Genomic DNA, 17,702 nt, shown 5'->3' with positions numbered 1-17,702 from the left:
TTGGGTTACCATAGTCGTTTACGATTAATTCTGGCTTTCTATTACGGAGTTCTTGTATATGTCCGGTGTCAACAACACCCAGCAGGATGTGGACATCGATCTCGCGCAGCTCTTCCGCGCCGTGTGGCAGCGGCGGTTGCGCGTCATTGCCATCACGCTGGCAGGGGCCTGTCTGGCTTTCGTCTTCGCGAAGTTCGTTTCGCCTGAATATCGCAGCGAGGCGCGCATTCTGATAGAGCAGCGCGCGCCGGCATTTGCGACGACGACCACCGGCAACGACTCCAGTTCCGCGCCCTTGCTGGACGAGCTCAACATTGCAAGCCAGGTGCAGATCCTGCAATCGGCGGATCTGGTCAAGCAGGTCATTACCAATCTCAAGCTCTACGATCGCACTGAATTCGTCGCCGGCAACAACGGCTCCGCGCTCTCCGATATTCTCGTCAAGCTGCACCTGAAGCGCGCCGCCACCGACAAGGCGCCGGAAGAGCGGATGCTGGACGCCTTCAACAGCCGCCTGCAGGTTTACCAGATCAACAGTTCGCGCGTGATCGGCATAAGCTTCACCTCCCGCGATCCGGATCTTGCGGCCAGTGTTCCGAATGCGATGGCGCAGGTCTATCTGTCGATGCAGAGCGGCGCCAAACTCGATTCCAACAGTGAGGCGACACGCTGGCTGGAGCCGGAGATTGCCAAGCTGCGCGAAAAGGTCAGCGAGGCCGAAAAGAAAGTCGCGGATTATCGCTCGGCCAACGGTCTTCTTCAGACCAGCCAGAACAGCAATTTCGCCACGCAGCAGCTTGCGGATATTTCCACGCAGCTCGCCCAGGTGCGCGGCGACCGGGCCAATTCAGAGGCGCGGGCGCAAGCCGTGCGCAACGCACTGTCCAGCGGCCGCTCCACCGACACGCTCGCCGACGTCTCCGGGTCGCTGACCATTCAGCGGCTGAAGGCGACGGAATCCGGCCTGGAATCGCAGATCTCGGATCTGTCGACGACGCTGATGGACGGCCATCCTCGCTTGAAGAGCCTGCGCGCGCAGCTCGCCGACATCCGGCAGCAGATCAATCGCGAGACCCAGAAAATTCTGGCAAGCATCGAGAATGAGGCAAAGGTGGCGCAGCTGCGCGAACAGCAGCTGTTGGCGCAATCGAACACGCTGAAGGCCGACAGCGCGCGGGCAGGGGAGGATGAGGTTGGCCTCAACGCGCTGGAACGCGAGGCGACGGCCGAGCGACAATTGCTGGAAACCTATCTCGGACGCTATCGCGAGGCCACTTCCCGCGCCGATAAGAATTCCAGCCCCGCCGATGCCCGCGTGGTCTCCAACGCGGTCGAACCGGTCGATCCGTCGTTTCCGAAGGTCGGTCCCATCGTCGTCGTCGCAACCTTGGCGACTTTCATCCTGACTGCCATCGCCATCATGCTCGCGGAGTTGTTCAGCGGCCGGGCATTGCGGCCCATCGGTCCCGCGCGTAAGGAAGCGGCTGTCTCCGTTGAAACGCCTGAGCAGGCCCAGGCCGACATCCCAGCCAATACCGAGATGACGCCGGCTCGCGCCGCTGTCAGGGCAAGCCGCGGCGCGATGCACGCGAGCCTGCTTTCGGTTCCGGTGGAGGAAACCCCGGTCCAGGCCGCTGATCCCGCCATCGATGGGGAAGAAGAACCGAAGAGCGAGAGCCATGCGGTGGAGGAGGAAGAAGAGGATTTCTCCATCCAATCCGTCGCCGATTACCTGATCGACAACGAATCGCGGCTGGCCATTGCCATATCTCCGACCGGTGATGACGGATCTACTGCGACGGTGATGCTGGCGCGGACCATCGCCGATGCGGGAAGCCGTGTCGTGCTGGTCGACATGACCGGTTCGGGATGCCCCTCCAGGCTGATGGCCGAACATGGCGAGCTTGCCGGCGTGACGGATCTACTTTGCGGTGAAGCGGCCTTTAGTGACACGATCCACCCAGATCGGCTATCGGACGCCCATCTCGTGCCGCAGGGCATGAGCGATCTCGCCCGCGCCATGCGCGGCGCAGACCGCCTGTCGCTGATCCTGGATGCGCTCGGTTCGGCCTATGACATCGTTCTGGTGGAATGCGGCGCGGCCGAAGTTTCCGGCGTCGCGCGGCTGACGCGCAGCAAGGACACGGAAATCATCCTTTCCATGCCGGAGCCCGAAGAGGGCCAATTCATGGCAGCGATGACGGAATTCCAGAAAGCGGGCTATGAACACATCATCCTGATGTCCGGCTGGCGCGAGGAGCATGATCCCAATACGCGCCGCGACGCCGCGTGATCAGTCCTCGTCGGCGTCGCCCGCTGCCGCTGCGTCGGCACTGCGGCGTGCTCGCATTCGCTGGATGAAGGCATAGAGCTTGCGATTCGACTTGATCGCAGCTTTCGTGCGCGTCATGCCGCGTTGTGCCGTTGCCGCGAGATGGCCTAAGCCAGAGATCGGCAGGAACAGATCATGCTGTACGGTCTCCATCGAGCACCAGGAACGCTTGTAGATCTGGTCGCCGATGCCGAAATCGAAGAGGGCGGTGCCTTCGCGATGCAGCCGCTCGATCATCAGCCAGAACAGCAACTCGCCGGGGCTGGCCTCGGCAACCAGCGTCTCGTCGATGGAGGCGAACTGGCAGATGACGTGATCTCCCTTTCGGGAGAGGGCTGCGATCGCCGGGATGTGCCCCTCATGCTCGCCCTTGAGGCGCAGCACGTGCATCTGCAGCATCGCGTTGGATTCGCTGTTTTCGCGCGGGTGCAGCAGCGCGTGCAGCGCCGTTTTGGTCGGGGCATCGTCGAAGACGTCAGGCAGGCCGGCATCGCGGAAGCGGATCGCTTTCTGGCGGAAGAACAGGTCCAGGAGAGCGTCCTGCTCGTCGCGGCCGGCAATCACATATTCGTAGCCGCCCTTGGCGTCGAGGATTCTGCTTTGATGCTTGAACTTCTTGCGCCGCCGCTTGGCGTTCACCTGCTTCAGGCTTGCTTCGAAACTGCCAAGAAAGGGCATCTGGAAGGCATGGTTCTGATTTTCGATGGCGGGGAGGGAGGCGAGCGGGCTGACGCGGCCACGCCATTCGAAAGGTACATTGCGCAGGATGGCGAGATCCACCCTGCCGCGCAAAGCTGCCGCGATAGTCGCCGCCAGGGTCGAGGTCAATCTTCCATTCGCGAGAAACTCGGCTGAAAACAGGCCGGTATTGATGTTGCTGTGTCGGCTCCCGATGAATTCCGCCCGCCTTATTCCACGCCCTCGAATGATCTCCAGCGGCAGGATGAAGGCGGGGCGATCGCCGACCGAACCCCGAACGATGGCGAGAGGATGCCGAAAGCTCTCGACCCAGGCTGCGCACCAATCATAGCTCTGGTGCAGCGAGGCAAGATCGTCTTGCTCAAGCGTGCGCCATTCGGCTTCGAGCGGTGCCATGTTGTCGAAGATGTCGACCTGCAGGTGGTCCGCGCTGCCGGACTGAACCGGAATGGATGCAGTGCGCCCATCCGCTGTCTCGGCGGGCGGCATGCCGGCGATATCTCGCATTTGGGTCTGCATCCGATCTTCTCCGCTCCGGCGGCATTCGAAGGCAGTCTGGCGGGCAACGGCTTATTTTTGGCTTAAGATGGGACAGTCGCACCGGATAAGGCGCGGATCAGGGTTAGTCTTGTGTAAATCGTGGCTGGGCGAGCCTCATTGCGGGCGCGGTCCGGCCATCCACTTGATGATGCCCATCGCCGGCAAGACCCAGATGATGCCGCTGAAAAAGAAATACAGGAAATGAACCCAGCCGGGTTGATCCGCAAGCGTTCGCACTGCAACGATCATGGCGACGATCGCATAGATTGCAACCAACAGCACGAGCATGATCATGCCTATGAATTTGCGCAGGCGAAGCGGCACGGGATTTTTCTCCTCTTTAAGACGACATGCCGCGACGGCATGCCGCAAACTCCCGGGACTTGTTTTGCACGCCCCTATCGGGCAAATCAACAGCCTGATCGAAGGGAGAAGCCATGGCCGCCACTAATTTTACGACCGAACAGGCTATTTTGAAGGAAGTGGCCCGTCAGGACCGGAATCGCCGCGCCATCCGCATCTGGCTTGCCTGCGTGCTTCTGGTTCTATTCGGCCTCGTGCTGGTGGGCGGCGCGACGCGCCTTACCAATTCAGGCCTGTCGATCACGCAATGGCAGCCGATCCACGGCGTCATCCCGCCGCTGAATGTGCAGGAATGGGAGGAGGAGTTCACGCTCTACAAGCGCATCCCGCAATTCCAGGTCCTGAACAAGGACATGACGGTCGATGAGTTCAAGAATATATTCTGGTGGGAGTGGGCGCATCGTCTGCTGGCGCGCACCATCGGCATCATCTTCGGCGTGCCGTTGCTGTTCTTCGTCCTGACCGGCCGCGTCGAGCGAAAACTCTGGCTGCCGCTGGCCGGTATTTTCGTACTCGGCGGCCTTCAGGGAGCGATCGGCTGGTGGATGGTGTCTTCGGGCCTGGAAGCGCGTACCGATGTCAGCCAATATCGCCTGGCCACCCATCTCGTCACCGCCTGTCTGATCTTTGCCGCCTGCATGTGGTTCATGCGCGCCCTGTCGCCGCATTCGAACGAGCCGCCGCCGACTCGTTATTCGGCGATGCTTGCCGGTCTCATCACCTTCATGGCGCTGTTCCAGATCTATCTCGGCGCGCTCGTCGCCGGCCTCGATGCCGGCCTTTCCTACAACACCTGGCCATTGATGGACGGCGCTGTCGTCCCGAGCGACCTTTTCATACAATCACCAGGCTGGATTAATTTCTTCGAGAATCCGAAGACGGTCCAGTTCGTCCACCGCCTCGGCGCCTATACGCTGTTCGTCGTCGTCGCCTTCAACATGATCATCTCGCTGCGGGCAGCGCCGCAAACGACGCATGCGCGCCGCTCCGTCGTCGTGTTCGTGCTGGTGCTGATCCAGGCAATCCTCGGCATTTCGACATTGCTGCTGCATGTGCCGCTCGATCTGGCTCTCGCGCATCAGGCGGGCGCCTTGATCGTCTTCGGCTTTGCAATTGCCAACTGGCGCGGTTTCTATGGCGAACTGCCGCATCAGACGTCGATCGTCGTGAGAAATTGAGACGGATCGCGTCTCGATACTTTACCGCGCTGAGGCGACGCTTGCTGCTGACGACACGCGCGAGACGACCTTCAGACGCTTGATTTCGCCACGCTTGAAGGCGGCCAGAAACCGGCTGTAGTCCTTGAAGACCACGCAGCCATTCGATTCGCCACGGCCACCTCTGAGCATGTACGTGTGAGCCAGCAAGCCGTCGCGGCCATAGACGCGCGCGCCGCTTGCCGGTGTCAGGCGCAGCGCCTGCACGCCATGGAACAGGCTTTCCCTATATGTCAGGCTATAGGTTTCGGGCGGCGTCGGGCCGGTGTTCTTGCGGTCGACATAGCGGGGATTGTCACGCATGTGGCCGAGGCCGGAATGCGCCTCGAGGCGTTCGCCGCTCGGCAGGTAGACGGTCTTTGCCTCGATATCGTAGATCGCCGTACCTTGGCCCGGGCTGATTGCGGCAAAGGGGTTGATGAAGGGCTTCGTCTTGCGCACGGAGCTGTCGTCCGGATCCGCATAGGCCATCACGCGCGACGGCGGCTGAGCGGCGGTATCGTCGCCCGTTGCCCTGGCGATAGCGGCGGTGGCGCCGGCGCGCTGCATGGGTGTTTCGCGGGCGGGGCGGGACACGGGAATGACGTTGAGCACGGCCTCGGCCACGGCAATGTCAGCGTCCTTGGCAGGCAAGGGCTTTGCTTCGGCGATGGCAGGCAGGCTCACCTCGGGTGCTGCCGTGGCAATGGCAGCCGGTTGCGCGGCCATGTTTGCGGGGCTCGCAGCGGGTATCAGGGCAGCGGCATATTTCACCTGGTTCAGCTGCTGCACGGCGGTAGCGAAGTTTATGGCGATTACCTTGCGCAGACGGTCGATCGTCTGCGGCGGGGCTGCGGCTACTTCGATACGGCCGCTTTTGATGCTCGCCACGGCGTTTTGCGCCTGCTTGATCTCGGAGGTCTGCTGCGCCAGAGCATTCGCCAGTTTCAAGCGAACCGCCTCGGTGCCGGCGGCTTTCGCTTGAACTTCCGCGTCTGCCGCGCCGCCGAAACGGCTCTGTCCATGCAGCGATGTCGTCTGCGCGGCGAGATGGGTGGAACGCATCATATGGTTCTGCGGGACAATGAAAGCCGAGGCACGCGGCGCCAGGAAATTGTCGGACGAAGCTGCGGCGCCGGGAAGGGACAGCACCATGGACTGCGTTGTCATCAGCGTCGCGGTGATCCAGGCGAAGGCCGCTACGGCTACGCCGGTGGCCAAGGTACCGGGACGGATGCGGAAGGATTTTTTCGATCGCGCGGCGTAGCCGGAACGCGAATTGAAGTTACCGAAAGTCTCGGTCGCAAACGCCATGATACTCGTTATCCAAACTACACAGACACTACGCCGGCTCAAAAACGCACACGCGCCCTGACGCGAAAACCGCGTCCTGCCGCCGACTTGCCGACTGTCTGGAAGCATGCCGAATTATGGTAACCAATTCCTTTACGATGGTTCATTCTCGGATATTCATTGAAAAAATGGATGGTTTTGAACGCCCTGTTCGCTCGGTCGGTGAAGCCGCCAAAGAGCAAATCCGCTCGACAATTGGTCGCGGAGCCTCGTGGCCGATCACATTTCCGTGCAGTGCCAGCTAATTTAGTGAGAAGGCGGAAATAAGGCTGGGCGGATTTGCGGGCGCGAAATCGCGAGGGCATAATAAAAGCCCGGCCCGATCAATCCTTTGAGGATGATCGGGCCGGGCGTTGGAACTTCGATTTGCCTCGCGCGATTTAGGCGCCGAGCATCAGATCCATATTTTGCACGGCGGCGCCCGAAGCGCCCTTGCCGAGATTGTCGAGCAGCGCCACGAGATTGACCTGCTCGCCACCGGGTGTGCCGAAAACAAAGAGCTTCATCGTATCCTTGCCGGCAAGCTCGACGGCATTGACGCGGGGCAGGGTGCGGCTTTCATCGAGCGGGACGACCTGGACGATATCCTGGCCGGCATAATGGGCCGACAGCGCAGCATGGATGCTTTCGAGCGTCGCGCCTTCCGGCAGATCGCCGAGATGCAGCGGCACCTGCACGATCATGCCCTGCGGGAAGCGTCCGACGGAGGGCGAGAAGATCGGCGCGCGGTCGAGCAGGCCGTGCGTCGTCATTTCGGGCACATGCTTGTGGGTCAGCGGCAGGCCGTAAAGGAAGTGCGGTGCGGTGATCGCATCCGGATGATCCTGGTTTTCCATCTGCGCGATCATCTGCTTGCCGCCACCTGTGTAGCCGGAAACGGCATTGACCGTCACGGGATAAACCGCCGGAAGGATGCCAGCGGCGCGCAGCGGCCGGATGAGGCCGATCGCTCCTGTCGGATAGCAGCCGGGATTGGCGACGAAGCGCGCCGCCCTGATCTTGTTGCCCTGGTTGCTGTCCATCTCCGCAAAGCCATAGGCCCAGTCGGGATGGATGCGGAAGGCCGTCGAGGTGTCGATGACGCGAACATTGTTGTTGGCCGCCACCATCTTCACCGCTTCCTTCGACGCATCGTCGGGCAGGCACAGAATGGCGATGTCGGCGCTGTTCAGCATGTCCTCGCGCATGGCGGCATTGCGCCGTTCGGCTTCCGGAATGGACAGAAGCTCGACATCGCGGCGGTCGGCCATGCGCGTGCGGATCTGCAAGCCCGTGGTGCCGTGTTCGCCATCGATGAAAATCTTCGGTGCCATCTTATTCCTGCTCTTTCAATGGGTTGAGAGTGTTTCCGGACTCAGTTTGCCATGCAGTTGATTCAATTTCATAACGGCCGCTTCGGATAAGGCGCGATGGTCTTCGAAAACCGTCGCGCAGGTGTCAGCGACCGCTCGCACGTCGTTCGGCGTGGAGACCGAGCATATACATTGCCACGGTTGCCCCCGCAATGGCGGTGATGTCGGCGTGATCATAGGCGGGGGAGACCTCGACGACATCGGCGCCCCTGATGTCGAGCTGATGCAGCCTCTGCAGCACCGACAGGATCTTGGCGCTGGAGGGACCTCCGGCCACCGGCGTTCCCGTGCCCGGCGCATAGGCGGGGTCGAGGCAGTCAATGTCGAAGGTCAGGTAGGTTGGCGCACCTTTGGTGTGGGAGATGATCGTCGAAGCGATATCGCCGGCGCTCATTTCCTCGACCTGGTGGCCATGGAAAATCTGGATGCCGAAATCGTCAGGCGCATGTGTGCGGATGCCGATCTGGAGGGAGCGGTCCGGATCGATCAGTCCGTCGCGTACGGCGCGGGCGACGAAGGAGCCGTGATCGATGCGCCCGCCATCATCGAACCAGGTATCCTGATGGGCATCGAACTGCACCAGCGCCAGCGGTCCATGCTTGGCGGCATGCGCCTTCAACAGCGGCCATGTGATGAAGTGATCGCCGCCGAGGGTCAACAAGAAGGCGCCGCTGTCGAGGATCGTCCTTGCCTGCCGCTCGATCGCATCAGGCGTATCCTGATGATTGCCATAATCAAGCAGGCAATCGCCATAGTCGATCACTGCCATCTCTGCGAAGAGATCGCGGTTGAAGGGATATTGCGGGTCGTTGTCGAAGATCGCCGAGGCGCGGCGGATCGCCTGCGGACCGAAACGCGTTCCCGGCCGGTTGGAGGTCGCGGCATCGAAGGGAATACCCCACACCACGGCGTCGACGCCATCAAGCGACTTGGAAAAACGGCGGCGCATGAAGGAGAGCGCGCCTGCGAAGGTCGGGTCGCTGGCGGCCGAGGTCAGGCTGGTCGCTGTAAAGGCATGATCAATCGACGTGCTTGGCAAGAGTATCTCCTTTGCTTGCCTGAAAGTCATAGGCTCGTTCTACCCGCCCTATGCGAACCTTATATTGTTCGTACCAGCGTTCGCGCCCGAGTTTTTGGGCGGCCAGATGTGTGACGACATTCTTCCAGGCAAGGATGCTTTCCTCGTCCCGCCAGAAGGAGTTGGTGATGCCGAAGCCATCGGCGCCTCTCGCGCTTTCAAGCCCTAGACAGCCGTCTTGCGCCAGCGCCAATGCTTCCATCCGCTCGCCCATGGCGCCGTAACCATTGTCTCCTTCCGTTCGGATCGAAGCGAAGGAAACGATGTAGTAGGGCGGCTCGGGGGTGGCCGCAAAACGGGATGTTCTGTGCGTGCTCATGGCGTGCCTCACGGGAGCGAATGGAATTCCGGTTCTGTTAATCGCAGACGAATGTGCTTGACGCCTATTTGCCCGATCTGACGGTGCATTGATACGCCTTTTTCACGCAGGCGATCTGCGGCGTCGAGCAGTCGGCTCGCCCGTCCGTCACGACGCAATAAGAGCAGCTGTCGTTGAACTCTCGGCAATCCGGGTTTGCCTGAAGAAAATCCTTCATGCTCTGCATGTCCGCCGCCCTTTCGGCAGGCTCGGCCGGTTTGGCATCGTCGCAAAGAGCCGGCGAGACGCCGACAATCAAGAGCAGAAGCGAAAAGATGAATCTATGCATGGAATTCCCCCGATGCTTGTGGGCGGACTTTGCCACAAAACATGCCCCTTGCCCTGGCGGAATTGCATCTTTCCCAAGATTACAAAAGAAAAAGGCCGGGAAACCCCGGCCTTTCCAATGTCCGATCTCGGATAAGCGATTAACGCTTGGAGAACTGGAACGAACGACGTGCCTTTGCACGGCCGTACTTCTTGCGTTCGACGACGCGGCTGTCGCGGGTCAGGAAGCCGCCCTTCTTCAGGACCGAGCGCAGGCCCGGTTCGAAGTAGGTCAGTGCCTTGGACAGGCCGTGACGAACGGCACCGGCCTGGCCGGAAAGACCACCGCCGGCAACGGTTGCGATGATGTCGAACTGGCCGTCACGGGCAGCAGCGACGATCGGCTGACGCAGGATCATCTGCAGGACCGGACGGGCGAAATAAGCCGTGTAGTCCTTGCCGTTGACGATGATCTTGCCGGAGCCGGCCTTGACCCATACGCGGGCGACGGCGTCCTTACGCTTGCCGGTCGCGTAGGAGCGACCGAACGAGTCGACCTTGCGGACGTGAACCGGAGCAGCAGCTTCCGATGCCGTGCCGAGATCCTTCAGGGAAGAGAGATCAGCCATTATCAGGCGCTCCTTACGTTCTTCTTGTTCAGCTTGGCGACGTCGAGAACGACGGGCTGCTGGGCTTCGTGGGGATGGTTGGAGCCGGCGTAGACGCGCAGGTTCTTCATCTGGCGACGGCCGAGCGGGCCGCGGGGAACCATGCGCTCGACGGCCTTCTCAACGACGCGCTCCGGGAAGCGACCTTCGATGATCTGACGAGCGGTGCGCTCCTTGATGCCGCCGGCATAACCGGTGTGCCAGTAGTAAACCTTGTCTTCGTACTTCTTGCCGGTAAAGACGACCTTGTCGGCATTGATAACGATGACGTTGTCGCCGTCGTCGACGTGCGGCGTGAAGGTAGCCTTATGCTTGCCGCGCAGACGCATTGCGATGATAGAAGCGAGACGGCCAACGACAAGCCCTTCGGCGTCGATGAGAACCCACTTCTTCTCCACCTCTGCAGGCTTCTGGGAGAAGGTTGCCATGTTGCATACTCTCTTTTTGAACCCTTGGCCCGAAGGCATCTGGGCGTTTCTTGTTGCTTGGTTTGGTGCGCATGGATGCGTGCCAAAAAGAAAACAGCCCGGAAAGGCTGCAATCTGCGGCGGCTTATAGAGCGATTACGCGCGCGGGTCAATATCGCAGAACTGGGTGGCTGTAAAAAATACATAGTAAAATCAATAGTTTGATTATGTGGTATAATGAAACCACATATTTTGCCATCAGCCCAGCCGTAAAATCAGCACCCCGGCGGCGATAATTGCGCCGGCAATATAACGCCAGATGCTGGACCGCTCCTTCAAGACGACGACAGATATGACCAGTGCAAAGAGGATCGACGACTCGCGCAAGGCGGCGACCATCGCCACCGGCGCCTTTGTCATCGCCCACAATGCCAGTCCGTATGAGGCGATCGAGCCGCTGCCGCCGACAAGCCCGCGCCACCAGTTGTAGCGGACGTGAGCGGCGACCGCCGCGATGCCGCGTTGCGAGATCGCCCAGACGAACAGGAGAACCGGCGGCAGAAGCGCCATCCACAGCGTATAGGAGATGGAATTGCCTGAAATCCGTGCTCCGATACCGTCGACATAGGTGTAAGTCGCGATGACGACGGCATTGGCAAGCGCAAGAATGATGGCCCGGCGGCCACCCTTTCGGGCCTCGAAGGCCAGCGTCAATATGCCGGCGCAGATCGTCATCGTGCCGATCAGTGCGCCGCCCGAGAGCGTCTCCTTGAGGATGAAGCTGCTGGTCGAGACAATGATGAGCGGCGCCACGCCGCGCATCAGCGGATAGACGAGCCCGATGTCTCCGGCGCGATAGGCGGCGGCGACAAGCTGGAAATAGGCAAATTGCAGAATGGCCGACGCACCGATGAATGGCCAGGCGGCAGCCGCCGGCAATGGAAGGAACGGCAGCAAGGGCAGGGCTGCAACCGCGCCGCCGGCCGAAACCAGTGCCGCATCGAGCGATTTATCGGTCCCGGCCTTGATGAGCGCATTCCATGTCGCATGCAGCAAGGCGCCGAAAAGGACGAGCGCGATAACGTCGAAAGACACGAAAAACCTCGAAGATTGGCGGATCTGGCGCGGATGCTTGGCATTTTGTGGGAGTCAGGCTTTCATATGATCCGCAATACATCAAAAAGCAACGAAATATACTCTGTTATAAAGAGCTGCCCATTCGGCCAAATTCGAGCAGTCGGCGTTTGGAAGGGAGTTCTTTCTATGTTCCAGATCCTGCTTTTGCGCATTATAAATAGCTAATTTATTAGGGTATGAAGCGCGAACAAATATCGCATGTCCTGTGAACGCGTGAGTAGCATTAGACATCACTTACTTAAAAACGACAGCGCCCCCCGTTGGCGAAAAGCCTGGTGTGGATCACGGGAAAGCCGCGCGGCCGAAAATCGCGGGTAAAAGCCCTGCATAACGTCAGCCAGGTCACCGAATATAGTGGATAATTCTGCAAATAGTGGAAAATATTTCAATTTGAAGTCGCTGCGACTGGCCGGTGCCGCGCTGAAAAACCAACCATATCCCAAGTATAGAAACTGCAAAACTGCTGAAATGTCGCGTATATCTCTATGCGATTGTGAAAGTTATTCTGTGAAAAATTTATGAAATATCATATTTTTCATGTTCGCCATCGGTTCCCATTTCAAACGCAACTTCATGAGTTATTTCTAATTTATATGCGAATAAATAGAGAACAAAGATTGCATTTCCTGAGAACGCAACTCCGCGGCCGGCGGAAAATCTATGCAAGCGCTTTGAAGGCGGCTTTGAATGGAAGCGCGCGACACGACACGGCAGGCCGCTATGTTGATAGCATTTCATGCCAAGAGCAGCTAGTGGTTGTATTTGGCGACTGGAAGCGCCTTCAATAACCGCCACAGCGCATGGCGATCAGCGCCGGAAAATCAACTCGTCGTCATCAAGATCGGTGGCCGGCCGGCATGTATAGACAGGGCACGAGGCTCGGTCCTTAGTAGGCAGGTAATCCTGATAGGCATAATAGCCGTTATCGCAGGAATCGGCGTTTGCGACATACCGGTCATAAAGCGTCATGTTGGGTGTTTTTTTGGCCGGATAGCGCATGATGACCGCCCGCTCGCGGTTGATGACGGCTCGTGCTTCGGCGCAGGTCATGGACATGGAATTATATCGAGAAATGGCGAGAGCCGGGGTGGCGGCGGAAGCAATAGCCAAGCCTAGCAGCACGATTTTTTTCATCGGAGCAATCCTCCCTGAAGTTGTTATAATGCAGTATATACGTGGATACCGTCGCTGCGGTTTCCATATTTGCAGGAAAACGCAAGTGTGATCGAAGTGGGAGGCTTCGTGATGAACCACGACAATTATGACGATTCCTACATTGCCGACATTCTTCTGTCCGTGAGGACCATTGCGCTTGTCGGCGCTTCGCCTAATCCTGCTCGCCCAAGCAACGGCGTGATGGCCTATCTTTTGAACAGAGGCTATCGCGTCATCCCCGTCAATCCCGGGCAGGCCGGCAAGGAAATCCTCGGCCAATGGGTCTATGCGCATCTGGCCGACATTCCCGAGCCCGTCGATATGGTCGATGTCTTCCGGGCGCCCGAATATCTCCGGTCCGTCGTCGAGGAAGCCATCATGGTCGACCCCCGGCCTCCGGTCATTTGGGGACAGCTCGGCGTGCGCGACGACGCGGCGGCGGCAAGAGCCGAGGCGGCGGGTCTCAGGGTCGTGATGGACCGTTGCCCGGCCATTGAGTATCCGCGTCTGGTCGCCTGATCCGGGACGAAGCGTGGCGGTCCCATTCGGCCGATTATCGCGCGAACTCACTGAAATATGGCAAGTTTTTTCCGCGAGCCGGAAAGCACGGCAAACTTCGCGGTTAACTTTCATATCCCCGCCGCTATGATCTTCCCATCACAATAAGCTCGGTGGGAGGGAAGATCATGCCGACGAACAATCCCGGTTTCAACACGCTGGCAATCCATGCGGGCGCGCAGCCGGATCCGACGACCGGCGCCCGCGCGACGCCAATCTATCAGACCACATCCTTTGTCTTTCAGGATGCGGATCACGCCGCCGCGCTGTTCGGATTGCAGCAATTCGGCAATATCTACACCCGCATCATGAACCCGACGCAGGCCGTGCTCGAAGAGCGGGTGGCGGCGCTCGAAGGCGGAACGGCAGCGCTTGCGGTTGCCTCGGGCCACGCGGCCCAGTTGCTGGTCTTCCACGCCATCATGCAGCCGGGCGACAATTTCGTCGCCGCCAAGCGGCTTTACGGCGGTTCCGTCAATCAGTTCGGCCAATCCTTCAAGAATTTCGACTGGCGGGTTCGCTGGGCCGACCCCGCGGATCCCGCCACCTTCGAGGCGCAGATCGACGGGCGCACCCGCGCCATCTTCATCGAAAGCCTGGCCAATCCGGGCGGCACCTTCGTCGACATTGCCGCGATTGCGGCCATTGCTCACAAGCACGGCCTGCCGCTCATCGTCGACAACACGATGGCGAGCCCCTATCTCATCCGGCCGCTGGAACATGGCGCCGACATTGTGGTCCATTCGCTGACGAAATTCCTCGGCGGCCACGGCAATTCCATGGGCGGCATCATTGTCGACGGCGGCACCTTCGATTGGTCTACCTCGGGCAATTATCCCATGCTGTCTTCGCCGAGGCCGGAATATAACGGCATCGTGCTGCATGCGACCTTCGGTAATTTTGCCTTCGCCATCGCCTGCCGCGTCCTCGGTCTGCGCGATCTCGGTCCGGCGATCTCGCCGTTCAACGCCTTTCTGATTCTGACGGGGATCGAGACTCTGCCGCTGCGCATGCAGCGCCACTCGGACAATGCCCTTGCCGTTGCGCGCTGGCTGAAGAGCCAGGAGAAGGTGGCCTGGGTCAATTATGCCGGTCTGGAGGATGATCCGAACCATGGCCTGCAGCAGCGCTACTCGCCAAAGGGGGCCGGCTCTGTCTTCACCTTCGGCCTGAAGGGCGGATATGACGCCGGCAAGGGACTGGTGGAAGGGCTGGAGCTCTTCTCGCACCTCGCCAATATCGGCGACACGCGCTCGCTCGTCATTCATCCCGCCTCGACGACGCACAAACAGTTGACCGACGAGCAGAAAGCTTCCGCGGGCGCCGGTCCGGACGTGGTGCGCCTCTCCATCGGCATCGAGGACGTCAAGGACATCATCGCCGACCTGGAGCAGGCGCTGGCAAAAGTCTGAGGGCTGAACCGGCAGCAGGCCGAAAAAGCTCGACGGCCTCTTTGACCATGATGCATTTCATGCTTGTTTGGGTCTGCGATCGCCGCATGGTGGTCGCGGACTTTTGGTCTTGGCGAAACGCGATCGACGGGAGGCTTGAGTGGCAACCTATCTGCAACTGAATGTCGATGGCGTGGAGCCCGAGGCAGGCGCGCCGGCAGCGGATCGTCTCATTTCGGGATCGCCGACCTTCCGAAGCTGGAACCTCGACGAGGCCGATGGCGGCCTTTATGCCGGTGTCTGGGAAGCGACGCCAGGCAAATGGAGGATCGTCTATGACGAATGGGAGTACTTCCATATCCTCTCCGGCTATTCGATTGTGACAGCCGACGACGGCCAGGCCTTTCATCTGCGTGCAGGCGACCGCCTCATCTTGAAGCCGGGCTTCAAGGGAACCTGGGAAGTCATTGAAACGACTCGCAAGGACTATGTGATCCGTCTCTGACGACGTCGTTGAATCAAAACATGAAGTTCGCGTTCGCCTGCTGTCTGGAGCGGCCCGTTCCATGCTGTTCCCCAATGGCCGCGATGATTGCCACAGGTTGTGTCACTGCCGCTTCATTAAACTGTCATCAAACTGAAACAATGCGGCATTAGAGCCATCACTGTCGCTAGGAGATTGGGGTGGGGTTCTTAACCGATGGGATACTCCGTGCTCAGCTCCTGCTCGCCATCCTTTCATCACTCTGGGAAGTGAGTTCAATCATGTTGAATCAGAAATTTCGTTCGCTCTGCCTGACTGCAGGCTTCATCGCGGCTATGTCCGTTTCGGCCTCGGCTGCCGACATCACGGGCGCCGGCTCGAGCTTCATCGCTCCGGTTCTGTCCAAGTGGGCCGAAGGCTACAAGGCTGCGACGAACAATGTCGTCAATTACCAGTCGGTAGGTTCGGGCGCCGGCATCAAGCAGCTCCTCGACAAGACCATCGTATTCGGCGCTTCGGACAAGCCGATGAGCGATGCCGACCTCGAAAAGAACGGCATTGCCCAGTTCCCGATGATCTCCGGCGGCATCGTCGTTTCCTATAACATTGAAGGCGTAAAGCCGGGCGAACTCGTTCTCGACGGCAAGACGCTGTCTGACATTTTCCTCGGCAAGATCACCAAGTGGGACGATGCTGCCATCAAGGCACTTAACGCCGACGTGAAGCTGCCTTCCACGCCGATCTCCGTCGTTTATCGCGCCGACAGCTCGGGCACGACCTTCAACTTCACCGACTACCTGGCAAAGGTTTCGCCGGAGTGGAAGGAAAAGGTTGGTTCGAACACGGCAGTTGAATGGCCGGTCGGCTTCGGTGCCAAGGGTTCGGAAGGCGTTTCCACCACCGTCAACCAGACGGCTGGTTCGATCTCCTACGTTGAATATTCCTACGTCGTCGCCAATCACATCGGTTTCGCGAAGATGAAGAACGCCGCCGGCAAGGTTATCGAGCCGAGCCTCGATACGTTCAAGGCTGCTGCTTCCAACGCCGATTGGGCCAAGGCCAAGAACTTCAACCTGATCATCACCAATCAGCCGGGCGAAAAGAGCTGGCCGATTGCTGCTTCGACCTGGGTTCTGCTCTACAAGAAGCCGGCTGATGCTGCTAAGAACGAAGAAGCTCTGAAGTTCTTCAAGTGGTCCTATGAACATGGCCAGAAGGACGCGACTGCGCTGTCTTACCTCGCTATCCCGGAAAATGTTGCCGAGATCGTCGAGAAGTCGTGGAAGACGGACTTCGGCACGAAATAATTCGCGCTGAATGAAAGAGTTGCGGCGGACAGGGTATAGCCCTGTCCGCCTTTCGTGACAGGACAAGGGGAAATCGATGGCTGACGCGACTCAGATGGCTGGCTTCCAGACTGTGAATACTTCCGTCGCGACCAGGAAATTCCGGATACAGGATCGGATTTTCTATTTGATGACGCTTGGCTCGGCTATTCTTGTCGTGCTTCTGCTGCTGGCAATCCTTGTCGTTCTCGTCATCGATGCCTTACCCACATTTCAGAGCTTTGGTTTGTCGTTCCTCTGGGGTACCAAGTGGAGCGCGCCGGCCGATATTTATGGTGCCGTGCCTGCCGTAGTCGGTACGCTGGTGAGTTCGTTCATCGCTATGCTGATTGCCATTCCCCTGGGCATCGGCATTGCCATCTTCCTTACGGAACTTTGCCCCGGCAGCCTGCGCCGCCCGATCAGCACGGCCATCGAGCTTCTGGCTGGCGTTCCCTCTATTATCTACGGCATTGTCGGCCTGTTCATTCTCGTGCCGCTGATGCAGACCTATATCCTGCCCTTCCTTATCATGACGGTCGGCCAGGTGCCGTTGATCGGCCTGCTGTTCCAGCCGCCGGCGCCGGGCGTCGGCCTGTTGACGGCAAGCCTCGTGCTCGCGGTCATGATTCTACCGTTCATCACCGCGATCTCCCGCGACGTGTTCAGCACCGTGCCGCCGATGTTGCGTGAATCCGCTTACGGCATGGGCATGACGACATGGGAAGTGGCCCGTCACATCCTGATCCCCTATACACGTCGCGGCCTCGTCGGCGGTATCATGCTCGGCCTCGGACGCGCGCTTGGCGAAACCATGGCCGTCACCTTCGTTGTAGGCTCGGTGAGCCGTCTGCAATCGTCGATCATCTCGCCGTCCACCACCATTTCCGCCCAGATCGCGAACAACTTCGGCGATGCCGACGGTCTGCAATTGTCGAGCCTGATTGCGCTCGGCCTGCTCCTGTTCGTCCTTTCCTTCTGCGTGCTTGCAGCGGCGCGGTGGATGATCGGCCGCGGCGACTCGCTCTGAGGAAAAAAC

At 59.6% G+C, this 17,702-nt stretch carries 18 protein-coding genes; 7 read left to right on the top strand and 11 right to left on the bottom strand.

Annotated features, from left to right (window positions below; translation table 11 throughout):
• Positions 1–58 precede the first annotated feature (58 nt).
• Positions 59–2,293, top strand: a complete 2,235-nt coding sequence (locus tag ACPYOP_RS07655; protein WP_481409778.1) for a GumC family protein — start codon at positions 59–61, stop codon at positions 2,291–2,293.
• Here ACPYOP_RS07655 and ACPYOP_RS07650 read toward each other — a convergent pair whose 3' ends face one another.
• Positions 2,294–3,550, bottom strand: a complete 1,257-nt coding sequence (locus ACPYOP_RS07650; protein WP_481409777.1) for a GNAT family N-acetyltransferase — start codon at positions 3,548–3,550, stop codon at positions 2,294–2,296.
• A gap of 135 nt (positions 3,551–3,685) precedes the next feature.
• Positions 3,686–3,895 (bottom strand): DUF2842 domain-containing protein, encoded by a 210-nt coding sequence (locus ACPYOP_RS07645; protein WP_481409776.1) that lies wholly within the window; start codon positions 3,893–3,895, stop codon positions 3,686–3,688.
• Positions 3,896–4,008: 113 nt separating this feature from the next.
• On the opposite strand from ACPYOP_RS07645, the gene ACPYOP_RS07640 reads away from it, so the two are divergent.
• Positions 4,009–5,112, top strand: coding sequence for a COX15/CtaA family protein (locus ACPYOP_RS07640; protein ID WP_481409775.1), 1,104 nt, complete (start codon positions 4,009–4,011; stop codon positions 5,110–5,112).
• A gap of 21 nt (positions 5,113–5,133) precedes the next feature.
• Here the strand turns inward: ACPYOP_RS07640 and ACPYOP_RS07635 are convergent, their stop codons facing one another.
• The 9 genes from ACPYOP_RS07635 to ACPYOP_RS07595 all read right to left on the bottom strand — a co-directional run bounded on the left by ACPYOP_RS07635 (position 5,134) and on the right by ACPYOP_RS07595 (position 12,884).
• Positions 5,134–6,444 (bottom strand): DUF2778 domain-containing protein, encoded by a 1,311-nt coding sequence (locus ACPYOP_RS07635; protein ID WP_481409774.1) that lies wholly within the window; start codon positions 6,442–6,444, stop codon positions 5,134–5,136.
• A gap of 419 nt (positions 6,445–6,863) precedes the next feature.
• Complete coding sequence (argC, locus tag ACPYOP_RS07630; protein WP_481409773.1) at positions 6,864–7,796, bottom strand: N-acetyl-gamma-glutamyl-phosphate reductase; 933 nt, start codon at positions 7,794–7,796, stop codon at positions 6,864–6,866.
• Positions 7,797–7,920: 124 nt separating this feature from the next.
• Entirely contained in the window at positions 7,921–8,874 is a 954-nt protein-coding gene (gene speB / locus ACPYOP_RS07625) for an agmatinase (protein WP_481409772.1), read from the bottom strand.
• Positions 8,855–9,232 carry an antibiotic biosynthesis monooxygenase family protein gene (locus ACPYOP_RS07620; RefSeq protein WP_481409771.1) on the bottom strand — a complete coding sequence of 126 codons (378 nt, stop codon included), beginning with the start codon at positions 9,230–9,232 and terminating at the stop codon, positions 8,855–8,857. The genes speB and ACPYOP_RS07620 overlap by 20 nt, the downstream gene beginning before the upstream one ends.
• A gap of 64 nt (positions 9,233–9,296) precedes the next feature.
• Positions 9,297–9,560, bottom strand: a complete 264-nt coding sequence (locus ACPYOP_RS07615; RefSeq protein ID WP_481409770.1) for a hypothetical protein — start codon at positions 9,558–9,560, stop codon at positions 9,297–9,299.
• A 139-nt stretch (positions 9,561–9,699) separates the two neighbouring features.
• Positions 9,700–10,167, bottom strand: coding sequence for a 30S ribosomal protein S9 (gene rpsI / locus ACPYOP_RS07610; protein ID WP_112344181.1), 468 nt, complete (start codon positions 10,165–10,167; stop codon positions 9,700–9,702).
• A 2-nt stretch (positions 10,168–10,169) separates the two neighbouring features.
• Positions 10,170–10,634 (bottom strand): 50S ribosomal protein L13, encoded by a 465-nt coding sequence (gene rplM, locus ACPYOP_RS07605; RefSeq protein ID WP_004122374.1) that lies wholly within the window; start codon positions 10,632–10,634, stop codon positions 10,170–10,172.
• Between the two features lie 237 nt (positions 10,635–10,871).
• Positions 10,872–11,708, bottom strand: coding sequence for an EamA family transporter (locus ACPYOP_RS07600; protein WP_481409769.1), 837 nt, complete (start codon positions 11,706–11,708; stop codon positions 10,872–10,874).
• Between the two features lie 849 nt (positions 11,709–12,557).
• A complete protein-coding gene (locus tag ACPYOP_RS07595) occupies positions 12,558–12,884 on the bottom strand; it encodes a hypothetical protein (protein WP_481409768.1) in 327 nt (108 codons plus the stop codon).
• 111 nt (positions 12,885–12,995) lie between these two features.
• On the opposite strand from ACPYOP_RS07595, the gene ACPYOP_RS07590 reads away from it, so the two are divergent.
• The 5 genes from ACPYOP_RS07590 to pstC all read left to right on the top strand — a co-directional run bounded on the left by ACPYOP_RS07590 (position 12,996) and on the right by pstC (position 17,693).
• Positions 12,996–13,424 (top strand): CoA-binding protein, encoded by a 429-nt coding sequence (locus tag ACPYOP_RS07590; protein WP_481409803.1) that lies wholly within the window; start codon positions 12,996–12,998, stop codon positions 13,422–13,424.
• Positions 13,425–13,591: 167 nt separating this feature from the next.
• Positions 13,592–14,875, top strand: coding sequence for an O-acetylhomoserine aminocarboxypropyltransferase (locus tag ACPYOP_RS07585; RefSeq protein WP_481409767.1), 1,284 nt, complete (start codon positions 13,592–13,594; stop codon positions 14,873–14,875).
• A 139-nt stretch (positions 14,876–15,014) separates the two neighbouring features.
• On the top strand, positions 15,015–15,359 hold the full coding sequence (locus tag ACPYOP_RS07580; RefSeq protein WP_481409766.1) for a cupin domain-containing protein: 345 nt from the start codon (positions 15,015–15,017) through the stop codon (positions 15,357–15,359).
• Positions 15,360–15,619: 260 nt separating this feature from the next.
• Positions 15,620–16,645, top strand: coding sequence for a phosphate ABC transporter substrate-binding protein PstS (pstS, locus tag ACPYOP_RS07575; protein ID WP_481409765.1), 1,026 nt, complete (start codon positions 15,620–15,622; stop codon positions 16,643–16,645).
• Positions 16,646–16,721: 76 nt separating this feature from the next.
• Positions 16,722–17,693 (top strand): phosphate ABC transporter permease subunit PstC, encoded by a 972-nt coding sequence (gene pstC, locus ACPYOP_RS07570; RefSeq protein WP_481409764.1) that lies wholly within the window; start codon positions 16,722–16,724, stop codon positions 17,691–17,693.
• The last annotated feature ends 9 nt before the right edge of the window (positions 17,694–17,702 follow it).

This window comes from Rhizobium sp. KNZ2-6A (genome assembly GCF_056755475.1).
The sequence above is the reverse complement of the archived record's forward strand: the minus strand, read 5'-3'. Positions and strand labels throughout refer to the sequence as shown.

Coding starts and splice junctions, on each gene's coding strand:
- ACPYOP_RS07655 (WP_481409778.1), top strand. CDS start 59: ATGTCCGGTGTCAACAACACCCAGCAGGATGTGGACATCGATCTCGCG.
- ACPYOP_RS07650 (WP_481409777.1), bottom strand. CDS start 3,550: ATGCAGACCCAAATGCGAGATATCGCCGGCATGCCGCCCGCCGAGACA.
- ACPYOP_RS07640 (WP_481409775.1), top strand. CDS start 4,009: ATGGCCGCCACTAATTTTACGACCGAACAGGCTATTTTGAAGGAAGTG.
- ACPYOP_RS07635 (WP_481409774.1), bottom strand. CDS start 6,444: ATGGCGTTTGCGACCGAGACTTTCGGTAACTTCAATTCGCGTTCCGGC.
- argC (WP_481409773.1), bottom strand. CDS start 7,796: ATGGCACCGAAGATTTTCATCGATGGCGAACACGGCACCACGGGCTTG.
- ACPYOP_RS07620 (WP_481409771.1), bottom strand. CDS start 9,232: ATGAGCACGCACAGAACATCCCGTTTTGCGGCCACCCCCGAGCCGCCC.
- ACPYOP_RS07615 (WP_481409770.1), bottom strand. CDS start 9,560: ATGCATAGATTCATCTTTTCGCTTCTGCTCTTGATTGTCGGCGTCTCG.
- rpsI (WP_112344181.1), bottom strand. CDS start 10,167: ATGGCTGATCTCTCTTCCCTGAAGGATCTCGGCACGGCATCGGAAGCT.
- rplM (WP_004122374.1), bottom strand. CDS start 10,634: ATGGCAACCTTCTCCCAGAAGCCTGCAGAGGTGGAGAAGAAGTGGGTT.
- ACPYOP_RS07595 (WP_481409768.1), bottom strand. CDS start 12,884: ATGAAAAAAATCGTGCTGCTAGGCTTGGCTATTGCTTCCGCCGCCACC.
- ACPYOP_RS07590 (WP_481409803.1), top strand. CDS start 12,996: ATGAACCACGACAATTATGACGATTCCTACATTGCCGACATTCTTCTG.
- ACPYOP_RS07585 (WP_481409767.1), top strand. CDS start 13,592: ATGCCGACGAACAATCCCGGTTTCAACACGCTGGCAATCCATGCGGGC.
- pstS (WP_481409765.1), top strand. CDS start 15,620: ATGTTGAATCAGAAATTTCGTTCGCTCTGCCTGACTGCAGGCTTCATC.
- pstC (WP_481409764.1), top strand. CDS start 16,722: ATGGCTGACGCGACTCAGATGGCTGGCTTCCAGACTGTGAATACTTCC.